Origin of the sequence: Oculatella sp. LEGE 06141 (assembly GCF_015207605.1) — a bacterium.
GTDB lineage: Bacteria > Cyanobacteriota > Cyanobacteriia > Elainellales > Elainellaceae > Oculatella.
Map to the genome: position 1 here is coordinate 13,703 of NZ_JADEWO010000054.1, position 16,481 is coordinate 30,183.

The following is a 16,481-nucleotide window of genomic DNA, read 5'->3' on the forward strand; positions in this document are numbered from 1 at the left end:
CAATGTTTGAAGATGGATCATGATTAACCACCTTTTGCTAACCAGCGAGCCGCCTCTTTGGCATGATAGGTCAGAATTAAATCGGCACCCGCCCGTTTAAAGCTCGTTAATGTTTCCATGACGACGCGGTGTTCATCAATCCAGCCGTTCATTGCTGCCGCTTTGATCATGGAATATTCGCCAGAGACATTGTACGCCGCGACGGGTAAGTGGGTGGCTTCCTTGATGCGCCAAATAATATCCATGTACGCTAACGCGGGTTTAACCATCAACATATCAGCCCCTTCGCTGATATCCAGTTCCACTTCTTTGAGCGCTTCACGGGCATTGCCATGATCCATTTGATAGGTGCGGCGATCGCCAAACTGCGGCGTGGATTCAGCCGCATCGCGGAACGGGCCATAGTAAGACGAGGCATACTTTGCGGCATACGAGAGAATGGGAATGTCCTGAAAACCCGCCTCATCCAGCCCCAGCCGAATGGCCTGCACAAATCCATCCATCATGCCCGATGGCGCAATGATATCAACCCCGGCATTAACTTGAGCAACGGCTGTTCGCTGCAACAGGTCTAAGGTTGGATCATTCAAGACGCGCCCGGTCAAATCCCCCACGTCCAGATAGCCGCAGTGTCCATGCGTGGTGTATTCACACAAACAGGTGTCTGCAATCACAATCAGGTCGGGTACAGCTTGTTTAATTGCCGCCGCTGCTCGTTGCACCATACCACAGGCGTGCCATGCCCCGGTCGCCTCTGTATCTTTATCCTCTGGGATGCCAAACAAAATCACGGCAGGAATCCCCAGGTCGTAGACCGCCTGGGCTTCCTCCACAATTTTGTCAACCGATAGCTGGTAAACCCCCGGCATTGACTTCACTTCCTTAGCAATGGCGTTACCGGGTACGGCGAAGAGAGGGTAAATTAAATCGCTGGTTGTCAAAACGGTTTCGCGCACCATCCGACGTAGCTGCGGATGGTTTCTCAAGCGACGCGGACGATGCACTGGAAACATAGCGTCTTTAACCTCTGTGGATTGTGGTAAAAATGTCATCCAAAATCGCCTGGGCACCCTGCTGCCGCAAGCGCTGTGCTAACCGTTGCCCCAGTTCCTCTGAGTCGCTCACTGAACCCATTACCGTATCTTTGATTACCTGTTTACCATCGACGCTGGCAACCAGTCCGGTTAAGGTCAGCCTGTCGTTCTGCAACTGGGTGTGAACGCCAATAGGCACCTGGCAACCGCCTTCCAGTTCCCTCAAGAAAGCGCGTTCGGCCAGGGTGCGATCGCGGCTTGGGATATGCTCGATCGCCTGCAACAGCGACAGGATTTCGACATCATCAGCACGGCATTCAATGCCTAATGCACCCTGCCCAACCGCATAGAGAGAAAGATCGGTTGGCAAAACTTGATGAATGCGATCGCTCATCCCTAACCGCTGTAACCCTGCAGCGGCCAGAATTAGCGCATCATATTCTCCACTATCTAGCTTCGCCAGACGTGTATTCAGGTTCCCTCGAACATCCTTAAACGTGAAGTGAGGAAAGCGGTGGCGCAATTGTGCCAGACGGCGTAAGGACGATGTACCAATGATGGCACCCTCTGGCAGTGTCTCAATTTGGCGATCGCGGTGCTTTTCATGCACCACCAATGCATCTGCCGGGTTCTCTCGTTCGGTTACAGCCGCCAGCGTCAATCCATCGGGTAAGCGAGTTGGCAGATCTTTGAGCGAATGAACGGCAAAGTCAATCTCTCGATTTAAGATCGCCCATTCCAATTCTTTCGTAAATAGTCCCTTATCGCCAATTTTGGCTAAAGCCACATCCAGAATTTTGTCGCCCTGGGTGGACATGGTGTGAACTTCAACGGTGAGATCGGGAAACCGTTTCTGGAGCTGTTCTTGCACCCAGTAGGTTTGAATTAAAGCCAGTTGGCTTTTACGAGAGCCAATCCGAATCGTGCGAGACGGACGAGCCAGGGTAGATGAAGCCGAGCGAAGTTGCGTCATAGCTGTTAGTTGAAATCGTTGGATGAGTAATTGAGCTGCTTAACGGTCTCAAAAAAGAAGGCGACGTTCTCTTCCGGCGTGTTCTGTAAGACCCCGTGCCCCAGGTTCATGATGTGCTTCTGGTTTCCGGCTTTACGCACTGTATCCAGAATGCGATCGCGAATGAAGGCTTTATCACCAAACAATACGCATGGATCGAGATTACCTTGCACGCCCATCGTGGCACCGAGCCGCTGCCGCGCCACGGCCATATCCACCGTCCAATCGACACTGACAATATCCACACCCGATTGCGCCATTAAGTCTAAAACGCTAGCACTGCTGTTGACGTACAAGATCAGAGGCGTATCGGGATGGGTTTGCTTGACCTGTTTGACGACTCGTTGCTGGTAGGGAAGCGCAAAGGTCTGATAATCGTAGGGGGTTAGTTGTCCCGCCCACGAGTCGAACAGTTGCACCACCTGGGCACCCGCATCAATTTGGTAGCGCACGTAGAGGGCGATCGCGTCTGCCAGTTTTGCTAAAAACTGATGCAGCATGGCGGGTTGGGAGAAAGCCATGCGTTTGATAATGGCATAATCCTTTGAGCTTTTGCCCTCAATGGCATAGGCCGCCAGCGTCCAGGGCGCACCCACAAAGCCTAAAACAGTTGCGGACTCATTCACCTCCTGGCGGAGGGTTGTCAAAATTTGCCGCACAAAGGGTAAAGCAGTTTCAGGATCAAGCGGAGTCAGGGCATCAATTTGAGCTTGCGTCCGAATCGGGTGTTCAAAGACTGGCCCTTTGCTTTCGATGATATCAAACGGGATACCAATGCCGGGTAGGGGCGTCAGGATATCGGAAAACATAATCACACCGTCGGGCTGGAAGGCGCGGAACGGTTGTAGTGAAATCTCAACCGCGATATCAGGCGTTTCAGACCGCTCTCGAAAGGAGGGATACTTTTGGCGCAAATCTCGATACGCCTGCATGTACCGTCCTGCCTGACGCATCATCCATACAGGGGGGCGATCGAACACCTCACCTCGCGCCGCTTGTAGCAGTGAAACATTTTCCATACCGTTCTCCTACATTAAAAAAGTGGGTGGATAGTCAAGAGGCTTTGTTCGCATCAGCGATTTCATGCAATGGAATTACTCGATTGAACGGTTGCACCTGCGTGGCACGAATATCACTCTCAATGATGTCCATCAGGTAACGTCCATAACTGCTTTTTGCCAATGGTTTCGCCAGTCGATAGAGTTGCTCCCCGTCAATGTATCCTTGACGATAGGCAATCTCTTCAATGCAGGCGATTTGAAACCCCTGCCGCTGTTCCAAACTTTGAATGAAGCTGGCAGCCTGATGGAGCGATTCGTGAGTGCCCGTATCCAACCAGGCGTAACCTCGGCCTAACACCTCGACTCGCAGTTGTCCTTTCTGGAGATAAACCTGATTCAAGTCGGTAATTTCCAGTTCATTGCGAGGGGACGGAGCCAACTGAGTCGCAATCTCTGTCACCTGAGAATCATAGAAATAGATGCCGGGCACCGCGTAATTGGATTTAGATATTGAGGGCTTTTCCTCCAGGCGCAAAACCTGCCCTGTAGCATCAAATTCAACGACTCCATAATGCTGCGGCTCGGCCACCCGATACCCAAAAATGAGGGCACCCTCACGCAGTTGAGCGGCATGAGCCAATACCTCAACCAGACCATTGCCATAGAAGAGGTTGTCGCCTAGCACCAAACAAACAGAGTCGTTACCGATAAACTCTTTCCCCAGGATAAACGCCTGAGCAATACCCTCCGGTTTGGCTTGTTCGACATAGCTAAACGTGAGTCCCCACTGGCTACCATCCTGCAACAGTTGTTGAAACAAGGGTAAGTGAGTCGGCGTCGAAATGATCAGAATCTCTCGAATCCCAGCCAACATCAGAACAGACAAGGGATAGTAAATCATCGGCTTGTCATAGACTGGCATCAACTGTTTGCTCACGACCTGGGTGAGTGGGTACAGCCGTGTACCAGAACCACCCGCTAGAATAATGCCCTTCATAATGAATTCCTCAAGTGATATAGGATCTCGCTAGCGAGATAACACAGTGACCTTATCGCCATAGTTCTGCTGAATCCAGGTTTGATACGCACCCGATTGCACTTGCTGCACCCAAATGGGATGGCTGAGATACCATTGAATCGTTTTCAATAAACCGCTATCAAAATTCTCGTTGGGTTGCCAACCTAACTCGCGGTTGATTTTGCTGCAATCAACGGCATAGCGCCGATCATGACCGAGGCGATCGCTCACAAAGGTGATTAACGACGAGTAGCGATCGTTAGTAGGAACCAGCTCATCCAAAATGGCACAAATTTTTTCAACCACCGTCAGGTTCGTCTGCTCGTTGTTGCCGCCGATATTGTAGGTTTCTCCTATACGACTGGATTGCAAAATCAGATAGAGCGCCTCACAGTGATCGGTGACATAGAGCCAGTCTCGAATATTTTGACCATCGCCGTAGATGGGAAGCGATCGCCCCTGTAATGCATTGAGAATGATCAAGGGAATTAGTTTTTCGGGAAACTGGTATGGCCCATAGTTGTTGGAGCAGTTGGTAATTAATGTAGGCAGACCATAGGTGTGAAAGTAAGCCCGTACCAGGTGATCTGATCCAGCTTTTGATGCCGCATAAGGACTGTTTGGCGCATAGGGCGTATCTTCTCGAAACGCGGAATCAGTGGGCGAGAGCGAGCCGTACACCTCATCCGTAGACACATGTAAAAACCGGAAGGACTCTCGCTGTTGGGCAGACAACCTTTCCCAATACTGTTTGCTGGCTTCTAGCAGTTGAAAGGCTCCCAGTACGTTCGTTTGAATGAAGTCCTGGGGGTTGAGAATGGAGCGATCGACGTGGCTCTCGGCTGCAAAATTAATAACGGCACTGGGTTGATAACGCTCCAGCAGATCGCGCACCAGTTCGGCATTGCCAATATCTCCCTGGACAAAATGATATCCAGCATCATCCTGCAATTTGGCTAACGTTTGAGGATTGCAGGCGCAGGTTAACTTGTCCAGATTGATAATGTTAGCCCATTGCTCTTTTCGCGCTTTGAGGATGAAGTTTGAACCAATGAACCCAACTCCACCTGTAACTAAAACTGTCTGCATGGTTTTACATCCTAATCGGACAAGAATCTTAGATAGATGAGGCGATCGCTGGTTTGGTTATCCACGAATCAATCAGACTGCGGCGATCGGGCACTGCATCCTGTACGGCGTGTATTACACTCATACCCTCGGCATCGGTCATGTGAGGGCTGATGGGCAGGCTCAAAACAGATTGGGCAAGCTGTTCTGCGATCGGCAAACGGCTTAAATGTAATTCTGTATAGGCGTCAGATAAGTGGGGTGGAACAGGATAATGAACCAGAGTATCAATTCCTGCCTGGTGCAGATGGTGCATCAAACCAGAACGATTGGCATAGCGCACCACAAACAAGTGCCACACGGGGTCTGCCCACGCTGGCACAAATGGCAGCGTTAAATCAACACTGTTTGAAAGGATTTTAAGGTACTGGTTCGCTATCCGAGTACGACGGCTGTTCCACTCATCCAGCCGGGTTAGCTTCTCCCTCAAAAAAGCTGCCTGTAGCTCATCCAAGCGGCTATTAAAGCCTTTCATTTCATTGGCATATTTAACACGCGAACCGTAATTGCTGAGTAACCGAATATTATGAGCTAAATCACTATCATTGGTGGTAACGGCTCCACCATCACCCAATGCCCCTAAGTTTTTGCCGGGATAAAAGCTAAATCCAGAGGCATCTCCTAAGCTACCCACCCGTCGGCCTTTATAACGTGCGCCGTGGGCTTGAGCTGCATCTTCAATGACCTTGAGCTGGTGGCGGTTAGCAATGTCGTTGATGGTGTCCATATCCGCTGGCTGTCCATACAGATGAACGGCCAGAATTGCTTTGGTGTTTGGTGTAATTGCGGCTTCAATTCGCTGTGGATCAATGTTATAGGTGTGTTCATCGGGTTCAACGGGAACAGGCATCGCTCCAGCATGAGAAACGGCTAGCCAGGTGGCAATGTAAGTGTTTGCTGGCACAATCACTTCATCTCCTGAGCCAATATCCATCGCTCGTAAAATCAGGTGGAGCGCTTCCAGTCCATTGCCCACGCCGACACAGTACTGCGTTCCACAATAGGCCGCAAATTCTGCTTCAAACGCCTCTACTTCCTGCCCAAGCACATACCAACCCGACTTCATCACGCGTTGATAAGCGGCATCTAACTCGGGTTGAAGTTCAAGGTAGGATGTTTTTAAGTTCAGAAAGGGAACCTTCATAATTGCTCTCCGACGGCATTGATGAAGTCTTGATGGTTGCGGTAGTAATCAGACTCATCGTAAAAGTCGGATGCCAACGCCATACAAACCGATCCCGAAGAGAAATTTTCAATTTCGCGCCATACCATTGGACAAATGTAAAGACCATAGTAGGCACGGTTTAAATGATATTTCTTCGTTTCGTACCCATCTTTGATCACGACATCAAAACTGCCCGACATCGCTACCAAAACCTGGTGTAAGGCTTTGTGGGCGTGGCCTGCGCGTTCTGCGCCACCGGGAACATCGTACAGGTAATAGACCCGCTTGATATCAAAAGGAATGGTTTTGTTGTTCTCAATAAAGGTCAAATTGCCGCGATGATCTGTAATCTTGGGAAGCTCAATGATGTGACATTGGTCAATGCCGCTTCGGTTGAGGCGATCGCCTGGTTTAAGACGTGGCCCAATCAATGGAACGGATTCAATGAGCCTTTCTGTTGTTTGTATAGTCACAAAACTTCTCCTTTTTTCTCTAGCCCAAATTGGTTAATGTAGGAGTGACTTCAATCGACGATTTGACTGCATTGAAGTGTATAAGGTGCCTTCGATCGCATTTGCAGCCAACGCCGGAGAGTCCATTGCATGAATCTTTTCAGCAAACGCTTTGACTCGACGACGCAGCACATCATCTTCTAACAGGGCTGCGAGTTTGGCTTGAATGGCTTGAGGTGTCGCTTTACTGCGATGCAGGTGATAGGCCAAGCCTAATTCTGCGGCTCTAGCACCTGTCGCTGCCGAGTCTCCCACACCAGAGATAATCAGCATTGGAACACCAAATTTCAATGCTTTTCCGACCGAACCAGCACCACCATGCGTCACCATTGCCCGGACATAAGGTAACACCTCATCAAACGGAACAAAGGTTTCTAGGCGAACATTGTTTCCTAGCCCTACGGGGATATCGGTAGCAACACCAGAAGCCGCCAGGACAGGGATTCCCATTTGCGCCACAGGTTCCAACACTTGACGAAATTGACCATCATCTGCGACCGCTGATGTGGTGGTGCTAACCAACACCGTATTGGGATCGAGGTTGGCTCCATAGGGAGAATCATCAGTAGCGCGAGGCATCTGAAAGGCAGTGGAACCCACAAAGACCTGGTTCGCCTGAAGCTGTTTGGAAGGAACAAACTCGCGATAAAAGGTGACAACGTTCAGCAGTTTAGAAACCATTACCGTCATAAACTCAGACGGTGCCTTCTTGGAACGAGGCGGCAGCCCCATTTGTTGACGGATACGACGCAGCGGAAAGATAAAATTAGTGATGGCATGGATCAGCCACGGGGGTAAGGGCAGGTAGGAGAAGCCCGCAGGCAGGGTATGGGCATTGAAGGCTCCTATCCACGTAACAGAAATGGTCACGAAGGGAATATCACATCTCTCTGCGGCGTAAGCCGCGCCAAACCCAATGAAATCGGCCACCAGGCAATCGACCCGTTCCTGTTGAATGATGGCCTCCAGTTCCGTCACCATACAGGGAATCATGGTTAGCACTTCATGGCGAAATTGCCAGAACCCCTTAGCAACGGCAGGCAGCCACCAGGGGCGACGAACCGAGGATGTCTTCAACCGAGAAACAAAGTTGCAAGGTTCAGTCATGGGCACCACTTCGGCACCGATCGCCTGTACCTTGGCATAATTGTTAGCGCTGGTATGCACCAAAACACGATGCCCCCGTTTCACCAAAGCCTCAACGATTGGCAGCATCGGCAGACTGTGACCACTGCCTTCGGGCACCGTTACCAATAGAGTCGCCATAGATCTCCTAGTAGAAAAATAAAACGAATCAAGATTGAATTGGCCGGGTTCAAGATGCTGAACATGGAATGTTCACTACGAAGACACCGTTGATGCCAGCCTGGCAGCGTGTGTCGGTTGAATGGCTGACCTCGTCATTGAATGTTGAAGTGTGCGTTCAATGGCATCGGCACCCAGTTCTGGAGAGTCCATCGATCGCAACTGTTCAGACAGCGCTTTAACCCGATTGTGCAGAGCCTGATCTTGCAATAAGGCGTTGAGTTTAGATTGAATCGCCTTGGGCGTTACTTTGTTTTTAGGCAGATGATACGCCAAACCCAGGTCTGCGGCTCTAGAGCCTGTCGCAATCTGATCGCCAAAGTCAGAAATGATCAGCATGGGAACCCCCATTCTGAAGGCGCGTCCGACGGAGCCAGCACCGCCATGAGTCACCATTGCTTTGACATAGGGCAATACCTGATCAAACGGCACAAAGGTTTCGAGACGGACGTTTTCTCCCAAGTCTGAGGGAATATCAGTAGCATTCCCTGAAGTAGCCAGAACCGGAAATCCCATCTGAGCCACTGACTCCAGTACAAGCCGGAATTGACCATCATCTGCGGTAGAAGATGTAGTCGTGCTCACCAATACCGTACCTGGCTCCAAGCTAGCGCCATAGGGATCATCGCTGGCGTGAGGCATTTGAAATGCAGTCGGGCCAATAAAAACCTGATTCTCTTGCAGGTCTGTTGCAGGAATAAAGTCCCGATGAGCCGTTACGACATTGAGCAGTTTAGAAACAATGATGGAAATAAACTCGGCGGGTGCAGATTTGGGACGCGGCGGCAAACCCATCTGTTGCCGAACGCGACGCAAAGGAAAGATAAAATCGATCGCAGCATGAATCAATCGTGGCGGTAACGGCAACGCAGCCAGAAACGAAGGAACAGCATCCGCATTGGGAGTGACTGTCCACGATACTGTGATGGTAATGAAGGGAATACCGAGCCGTTCGGCTGCATACGATGCACCATAACCAATGTAATCACCAATGAGGCAATCCACCTGTTCCCGTTTCACGATCGTTTCCAGTTCAGCCATCATGACCGGAACCATCGCCAGCACGCCATGCCGAAAGCGCCATAAACCATTAGCAACAGCAGGAAACCACCAGGGACGCGGGACTGAGCAATTCTCGGTTTGAAACTTAATGTCGCACTGTTCAGACATGGGAACCAGCTCAGCACCGATCGCTTCTACTTTGTCCTGATGTTGCTGGCTCGTGTGTACCAGAACACGATGATCTCGTTTTACTAACGCTGCGGCGATCGGCAATATTGGCAGAACATGGCTAGTAAAATCAGGCACAGTGATTAACAGAGTTGCCATAGGTGTCTCCTTAACAGAAAGACGAATTGAAATTCATTAATGCGGCAAAAAAGGTGAAACGCTCAAAATCGAAAGAGTGCAGAACAGAGCAACTCATTTCAATTCAAACTAAAGCAGGCACAGTCGCTCGATGCAGATGGCAAGCCGTCACCATCATATGTACCGCTTTGGATGGCACTAAACCTGGCCCGCGCCGGATAGGTTGAACTGGACGAGAATCAATGAGCGCTAGCTGATATCGAGACAGAATGGTGAACAAGACCAGCTTCATTTGAAACTGAGCAAACGTCGTGCCAATGCATCCCCGTGTTCCGCCCCCAAAGGGGAAATATTCGTAAGGAGAAAACTGCTGTTCCAGGAAGCGCTCTGGTTTGAACTGATCGGGTTCTGGATATACGTCTGCACGGCGATGAGCAGAGTAGATATTGGGATAAATCCACGTCCCCTGCGGCAATTCCTGCCCCATTATCTCCAGCGGCATTTGAGCAATTCTCACCGATCCCAGCACAATGGAGGGGGTTAAACGCAGCGCTTCCTGGCAGGTGGCGCTCAGGTAAGGCAGTTTAGCAATGGCTTTGGTATCAGACGGATCGTCGATCGCATTTAATTCTTCAAGCAATCGTTCACGCACATCGGGTTGCCGATGAATCCAATACAACGCCCAGGTGATCGCCGTTGATGTGGTATCATAGCCGCCCAACAGCAAGGTCAGCAATTCATCCCGCAACTCCTGATCGCTCATTGGCTCGCCTTCTTCATCACGAGCTGACATTAACAACGTCAGGATATCAGTACGATCGGGTTGCGGGTGTTGATGACGTTGAGCAATTTCCGCATACAGCAGTTGATCCACCTCTTTTTGCAGGCGGAGAAACCGCCCCCACGGACTCCAGGCTCCCAGATTCTTACGTAACGATGGCACAAAAAGATGGAGCGCCAGCAACGGAGAGGTGGCAAATCCAACTAATTTCAACAGTTTTTGGTGCAATTGCTCGGTATTTTCTCCTTCCGCCACGCCAAACACTACATTTAAGAGAGTGTTAAGAGAAATCTCTTGCATGGAGGTGTGGAGATTAAACGAGTTCTCCAGCTTCCACGATTTCATCATCTGTTCTGTTAGCTCGCAGATGAGATTGCCGTAGAGTCGCATCCGTTCACCATGAAAGGAGGGCATCATCAATTTTCGCAGACGTTGATGAGGTTTCCCGTCCAACACCATCAACGAATAGTTTCCCATAATGGGTCGAAACTTTTCACTACCCTCTCCAGAAACGAATGTGCCGGGAGGAGCCGTCAAAATATGCTCTAGCGCTTGAGGATGACTGACCAGGGTAAACGGTTTGCTGCCCGGAAACGCTACGGTAAAAAAATCTCCATAGCGTTTGGTACAGTCATCCAAAAATACTGAAGGACGACTAGCCCATTGAAATAGTTGGAGAAACGAGAGCTTATGAGGCACAGTAATTAGATTCATGAGTCCCTCTTGGAAAGGATAGGGAATGGCAGAAACTGTGCAAGACCTTATAGCAGTTCTCAATCGAGTCAGCCACAGTCTCGCCAAGATGGGGTGGGAGTGTAGGGTTTGGTATGTGGTGAATGCAAATGACAATGGCTGTAAGAGGAGGTTTGAAACGTATCAAATGTGCTGCATTTGCCCCCTAAATCCCCCAAGGTCGGGGGACTTCCGATCCGATTCTGTTTCAACGTCCCCGTTCGGATGAGCGCTCACGTCGAAGCCAGAATTGAGGGTTTGGCACCTGCGGAAAGCCAGAAAGGGGAGCGGTTCAGGTGTCAATCAGCACCTTTAAAACATCCTCTAAGTCTTGGCCAATGAGAAGGGCTGTGCGGGTTGGGTCTGTGGCTGTCTGGAGGTTTGCTCAGATGGCGGCAGTTCCCATCCCATCGCCTGATATTTTTGCCGAAGCTTGCGATAGGTCAACGCCAATGCATCAGCCGCAATATGAAGTTCTTCGGAGATGCGGGGCATCGGTTGGGGCGCTAGCGTTTCAACAATGACCGTATCTTCATGACCCAGGGCATAGTCCAGTTTTTTAGCCCAACCGTCGAGCCAGGGTGAGGTGAGAAAATTGCGGAAATACACTCGTTTAGTACAAGTGGTGGTGTCATCAATAGGAAGATAAGCCACTAAAATACCGAGCTTAATCGCAAATTTGCCATTTCCACCCACCGTAATTTCAGCCAGGGTGACGTTCGGCAGGTAAAAGCTCAGTCGCGTTGTAAATTGTGGTCGTCCTCCCATCAAAGAGTTCAACACACTTCTTGAACTCTTCAACGAATCATAGGTAAATGAAGCCGCAGCGCTCCAGGGATCTTCCTCAACGGCATAACGAATGGTTTTGTCTAGCGCAACTCGTTGACCAAACGACTTGCGGTGAATTGCAATGATATGGGCAAAGTCAATATTCACTTCCATCAAACGGGCATAGTTAACTGGCTCCATCACCTCTTGAGAAACGGGATGCAAGGTAGAGAACAGGTAATCTGGAAATGTTGGCAGAGGGTGACGTTCGGCTTCGGGTAAATCACCATAAAATAGCCAGACAAATCCGTACTTTTCCTGAACGGGGTAGGTTTCAATGCGAGCTTTTAGCGGAATGGGTGTCTCAGGTGCGTTAGCCGGAATATCAATGCATTGTCCGTTTGCCTGAAATTTCCATCCATGATAAGGACAACGGATACAGTCTCCTTCTAGCCAGCCTAAAGAAAGCGCCGCACCTCGATGAGGGCACTGGTCTTTGAGGGCGATCGCTTCTCCCTGGCTGTTGCGATAAAGAACAAATCGCTGATTCAACATCACGACCTGTTTAGGTTTAGCGGTGACAGCCGCACTAAATTCACAAGCGTACCAAAAGTTCTTCAACATTCTTAGCTCCTAAGTTTGAAGAAGGCATTTTCACAGTGAGCCGTTAAGTTACATTCAATGATCGATGGTTGTAGAGCGAGAACCAAAACCAACCGCTCAATGATGTATTGAGAAGGCGAATCCTAGTTGACCAGTGCGGTGGCAGAAAGTGGCGCGATCGTGCCGTTAGAGGAAGGGAGTGAGGAATGAACTGGCTCTAGCCCCCACCCCATTGCCAGGTATTTCTGCCGAAGCTTACGATACGCTACTTGCAATGCATCGGAAGCAACATGCGTTTCAGCAGACAAGTTATAGGGTACTGTTCCAGGGTATTGGGATTCACTGACTACACTATCTTCGGCATAAATCTTGGTGTAATACTTGGCAAACATGCGGTCTGACCAGGCATAGGGAAAGAAACTGCGGAAGAGAATCCGCTTACTAATGGTGGTCGTATCGTTCACCGGAAAGTGAACCGCATAGTTCACAATCTTGATATGTTTAGAACTGCTTTCAACTTTAGTAATGTTAGGCAAGTAGAACGTCAGTTTTGAAACTAAATCGGCGCTTTCTTGGCGGGCGAAGTGTTTGAACAAGCCCTTTGGTTTAGCAGAACTTTTGCTAACAATAGTGGCACTCATGCCCCAGCCTTCATCCTCAACGGTGTAGTCATCCACTGTAGGATTATCACCAAATCCTGCGCCGAATGAATTGGCATGGACAATGGGCAAGTGAGAAATATCAATGGAATTCTCTAGAACACGAGTGTAATGGGTGTTCACTTTGAAGTCTAGAAAGAAACGATGCAGGGTTGGGTCTTCAAACTCCGGCAGAGGCGGAATGGGAGGACGTTCTGCTTCTGGCAAATCTCCATAAAATAGCCAGATAAACCCATACTTTTCCTGAACTGGGTAGCTCTCAACATACGCCTTTTTAGGAACAGGAGCATTCGCTGCATTGGCAGGGATATGAATACATTGTCCATTCTCCTGGAATTTCCAGCCATGATAAGGGCAGCGAATACAGTCGTTTTCTAACCAACCCGCAGATAGAGCAGCCCCTCGGTGGGGGCATTGATCGTTCATGGCGATCGCCTGCCCCTGAGCATTGCGATAGAGAACAAACCGTTGATTCAACATCACGATTTGTTTGGGCTGATTCGTCACCAGGGTGCTGAATTCGCAGGCATACCAAAAATTCTTTAACATTCGCGGCTCCTACTTTCTACCTTGTGGAACTATCCTCTGCCTGGGTTCTGTCAAGTTGACGCTAGCGGTGGAGTGACGGAGGCATAGGGTTGTTCCCCGTTCAAACGATGCCTTGAGATCACGCAGGACTCCAGGTTGAATACAGTTTGCAGTGTTTGAGCCACCAGACGTTGGGACTCTATGTCCTGCTGCGATCGCAGATGAACCATCGGTTCATGCAAAATTTTGTTGACGATACAGCGAGTCAGGGCTTCAACAGCCGCTTGATGTTTTTGGGTGAAGTCAATTCCCAGACGCGACAGCGTTTTTTCCAATTCTTGCTCGCGAATGGTTTCGGCTTTTTCCCGTAAACAGCTAATGATAGGAACCGTCTCGCGCGATCGCCACCAGGTATGAAACGCTGCCAACTCATCATTGATTAATGATTGCGCCTCTGTTACCAGTTGCTGTCGGCTGTCTTGATTGTGGGCAACCACGGTCTTTAGATCATCAACATTGAAGGCTTGAACCTGAGGCAATTCATTCACATCTGCGTCAACATTACGCGGAACCGCTATATCAAACACCATCAACGGTTGGTTTGGTGTCAGGGTGCATTCCAGATTGGCTCGATTCAACAAGGGTTCTGTTGAAGAGGTACTGGTAAAGACCAGATCGGCAGAGGCAATGACCGACATCATGTCAGTAAGAGGATACCATTTCAATTGGGCATTGGTGAACTGCTTGGCCAATTCCTCAGCTCGTTCAGCCGACCGATTCACAATTGAAATGTGAGTTACTTTTTTCGCCAACAGATGCTGCACCAGCCGCCGAGCCATGTTGCCAGCCCCCACGATCGCCACTCGGCAATCTGATAAACGGGCTGTTTTAATTTGGGCTAACTCCACCGCCGCAGAACTGACTGAAACAGCCCCCGTTCCAATGCTTGTCTCGGTTCTAACTCGTTTTGCCACGGTAATGGCTTGCTGAAACAGGCGATTCAGGGTCCGTTTGGTGCAGCCGTTATACCGCTGGATCAACGTGTGGGTGTGTTTGACCTGAGCCAGGATTTGCCCTTCCCCAATCACCAGGCTATCCAGACCGGAGGCAACCTGCATCAAATGATTGACGGCATCCTGCTGCGACCGGATAAACAGATGTTGATGTAAGTATTGGAGAGGTAGTTGGCTGTGATCTGCCAGGAATTGAATTACATTTTGAGTTGCCTGTTCCGGGTCTGCAACCACCGTGTAAATTTCCAGACGATTACAGGTGCTTAGAATAGCTGCTTCTTCAATGTGAGGATAGCAAGACAGTTGGGCGATCGCCTGTTCTATTTGCGTTTCTGGAATGCTCAGCTTTTCACGAATTTCTACCGGAGCCGTTTTATGGCTGAGACCGATCACTGCAATATTCATTCATCCTCCCTAAAGTTGTCTTACCGCGCAGACATGACTGGAGCATTGGCCTGAAGCAAACGCAGAACTAAGCCGTTAGTTGGGGAGTTTTTTCGTGTGCTACTCCATCAAACCCACCCAACTCAAACGCCTGAGGCACACAGGACTGATGCAGGATCGCCATCACCGAATCGGCAAACATGGCCATCGTTTCATCGCTGAACATCGGAACAACATAAGGAAATGTACAGAACATCTGGTCGTCCAACGTTACTACATTCAAAGCAAAGCAAGGGCCAGCCAAATGGACGCTGATCGGGAAATAAAGACCTTTCAATTGAATCGTGCCATATTGCCCTGAGAATTTAGCTTGTCCGGCATTGGCAATCAATACTGACGCATATCGCCCCATCAACCGTTCTAGTTCGGCTCTAAGCTGTTCAAGCTGAGGCATGTTTTCCATGCTTTCAAAGAAGTCAGCGCTATTCACAATCCACGAACCGTTACTCATGGACTGCACCAGGTTCGATTTGGATTCTCGCGCTAAATCCCAAAATGAGGTCGTTTTTCCGACACTGTAAGTATGGGTTACTCCATCTGAGATGCAAGACAGATGATCATCCTGCACCTTCGGTTCGCAATAGTTTCGTAAACTGACGCTTGAACCACAAGACAAATAGACGGGTGCATCGGCACGCGCAATGGCTGCGGCTCCAAACAGCATGGCTGCACACAGAGCAGCATGTACCGTTGTCCCTTCTTCTTTGCTGCGGGTTTTGAGCTGAATCGTCATCTCTCGACTGAGCTGCCGCGTTAAGAAGCGGGTATGACAATCGCTTAAGGCGGCCTGACCTTCAAAGAACTCGCTAATCAAGGGCTGCGGCCCTCCCCAGGCCGACTGAGCATCCCAATTCGATTCCTCCTGGGGATTCTCACCCGTGCCCTGATTTACAGAACTGGCATTGAACAGGTCTTTCAGGGGAGGAAGCGCCGCCAGCGTCACTACATCAGCAATGGATTCACCGGCCTCAATTTGCTGACAATACGACAACACCTGGTCAATGAAATTTAATCCTGAGATAGCATCGCAGATAGCGTGATGCATCGTTACGATGATCTCACTGGTGCTACCTGGTTCAGTAGAACGCAGAAAAATCACCCGACACAGAGGGCCAATGTTGACACAAAGCGTCTGGTTGACTTCAGTTTCAGCGATCGCCACCCACTGATTATCAGATTGCTTATCAATGACCTGCAAGGGAATATCCTGTGCGTCCCCTGATTCAAAAAAAACACCTTCGTCTGACTTCGAAATATGAACCTGAAGCAGCAAATGACGTTTTTGCACCAACCGGAGAGCCTGTTGCAGTACATCCGGAGATATCAACCCCTCTACCTGTCCAATAAACGTCATACTCATCTCTCCCCCTAAATGAGTAAACATTTTCTCACCGGGAGTCAGTTCTCGTTTGAAGTAGTTCATGGTAGCACCGTTGATAAATTATAGGATCGTGCAGTTAAGCATCATGA

14 protein-coding genes are annotated in these 16,481 nt (G+C 49.6%); all 14 read right to left on the reverse strand.

Annotated features, from left to right (window positions below; translation table 11 throughout):
* Positions 1-23: 23 nt before the first annotated feature.
* Positions 24-1,013, reverse strand: coding sequence for a porphobilinogen synthase (gene hemB, locus IQ268_RS25445; protein ID WP_193885146.1), 990 nt, complete (start codon positions 1,011-1,013; stop codon positions 24-26).
* A 7-nt stretch (positions 1,014-1,020) separates the two neighbouring features.
* Positions 1,021-2,007: a hydroxymethylbilane synthase gene (hemC, locus tag IQ268_RS25450; protein ID WP_193885106.1), complete on the reverse strand. Its 987-nt coding sequence runs from the start codon at positions 2,005-2,007 to the stop codon at positions 1,021-1,023.
* Positions 2,008-2,012: 5 nt separating this feature from the next.
* Positions 2,013-3,065: a uroporphyrinogen decarboxylase gene (gene hemE / locus IQ268_RS25455; protein ID WP_193885108.1), complete on the reverse strand. Its 1,053-nt coding sequence runs from the start codon at positions 3,063-3,065 to the stop codon at positions 2,013-2,015.
* Between the two features lie 34 nt (positions 3,066-3,099).
* Positions 3,100-4,044 carry a glucose-1-phosphate thymidylyltransferase RfbA gene (rfbA, locus tag IQ268_RS25460; RefSeq protein ID WP_193885110.1) on the reverse strand — a complete coding sequence of 315 codons (945 nt, stop codon included), beginning with the start codon at positions 4,042-4,044 and terminating at the stop codon, positions 3,100-3,102.
* A gap of 30 nt (positions 4,045-4,074) precedes the next feature.
* Entirely contained in the window at positions 4,075-5,154 is a 1,080-nt protein-coding gene (rfbB, locus tag IQ268_RS25465; protein WP_193885112.1) for a dTDP-glucose 4,6-dehydratase, read from the reverse strand.
* A 28-nt stretch (positions 5,155-5,182) separates the two neighbouring features.
* A complete protein-coding gene (locus tag IQ268_RS25470) occupies positions 5,183-6,337 on the reverse strand; it encodes a DegT/DnrJ/EryC1/StrS aminotransferase family protein (RefSeq protein WP_193885114.1) in 1,155 nt (384 codons plus the stop codon).
* Positions 6,334-6,741, reverse strand: coding sequence for an FdtA/QdtA family cupin domain-containing protein (locus IQ268_RS25475; RefSeq protein ID WP_193885148.1), 408 nt, complete (start codon positions 6,739-6,741; stop codon positions 6,334-6,336). Before IQ268_RS25475 ends, IQ268_RS25470 begins: the two co-directional genes overlap by 4 nt.
* A 123-nt stretch (positions 6,742-6,864) precedes the next feature.
* The gene (locus IQ268_RS25480; protein ID WP_193885116.1) at positions 6,865-8,136 is read right to left on the reverse strand and encodes a glycosyltransferase; all 1,272 of its coding nucleotides are present in this window, start codon (positions 8,134-8,136) and stop codon (positions 6,865-6,867) included.
* A gap of 75 nt (positions 8,137-8,211) precedes the next feature.
* Complete coding sequence (locus IQ268_RS25485) at positions 8,212-9,504, reverse strand: glycosyltransferase (protein ID WP_193885118.1); 1,293 nt, start codon at positions 9,502-9,504, stop codon at positions 8,212-8,214.
* Between the two features lie 103 nt (positions 9,505-9,607).
* Positions 9,608-10,978, reverse strand: a complete 1,371-nt coding sequence (locus IQ268_RS25490) for a cytochrome P450 (protein WP_193885120.1) — start codon at positions 10,976-10,978, stop codon at positions 9,608-9,610.
* 342 nt (positions 10,979-11,320) lie between these two features.
* Complete coding sequence (locus IQ268_RS25495) at positions 11,321-12,388, reverse strand: aromatic ring-hydroxylating dioxygenase subunit alpha (RefSeq protein ID WP_193885122.1); 1,068 nt, start codon at positions 12,386-12,388, stop codon at positions 11,321-11,323.
* A gap of 122 nt (positions 12,389-12,510) precedes the next feature.
* Positions 12,511-13,575 (reverse strand): aromatic ring-hydroxylating dioxygenase subunit alpha, encoded by a 1,065-nt coding sequence (locus tag IQ268_RS25500; RefSeq protein WP_193885124.1) that lies wholly within the window; start codon positions 13,573-13,575, stop codon positions 12,511-12,513.
* A 50-nt stretch (positions 13,576-13,625) separates the two neighbouring features.
* On the reverse strand, positions 13,626-14,972 hold the full coding sequence (locus IQ268_RS25505) for a glutamyl-tRNA reductase (protein WP_193885126.1): 1,347 nt from the start codon (positions 14,970-14,972) through the stop codon (positions 13,626-13,628).
* 67 nt (positions 14,973-15,039) lie between these two features.
* Entirely contained in the window at positions 15,040-16,434 is a 1,395-nt protein-coding gene (locus IQ268_RS25510) for a condensation domain-containing protein (RefSeq protein WP_193885128.1), read from the reverse strand.
* Positions 16,435-16,481 lie beyond the last annotated feature (47 nt).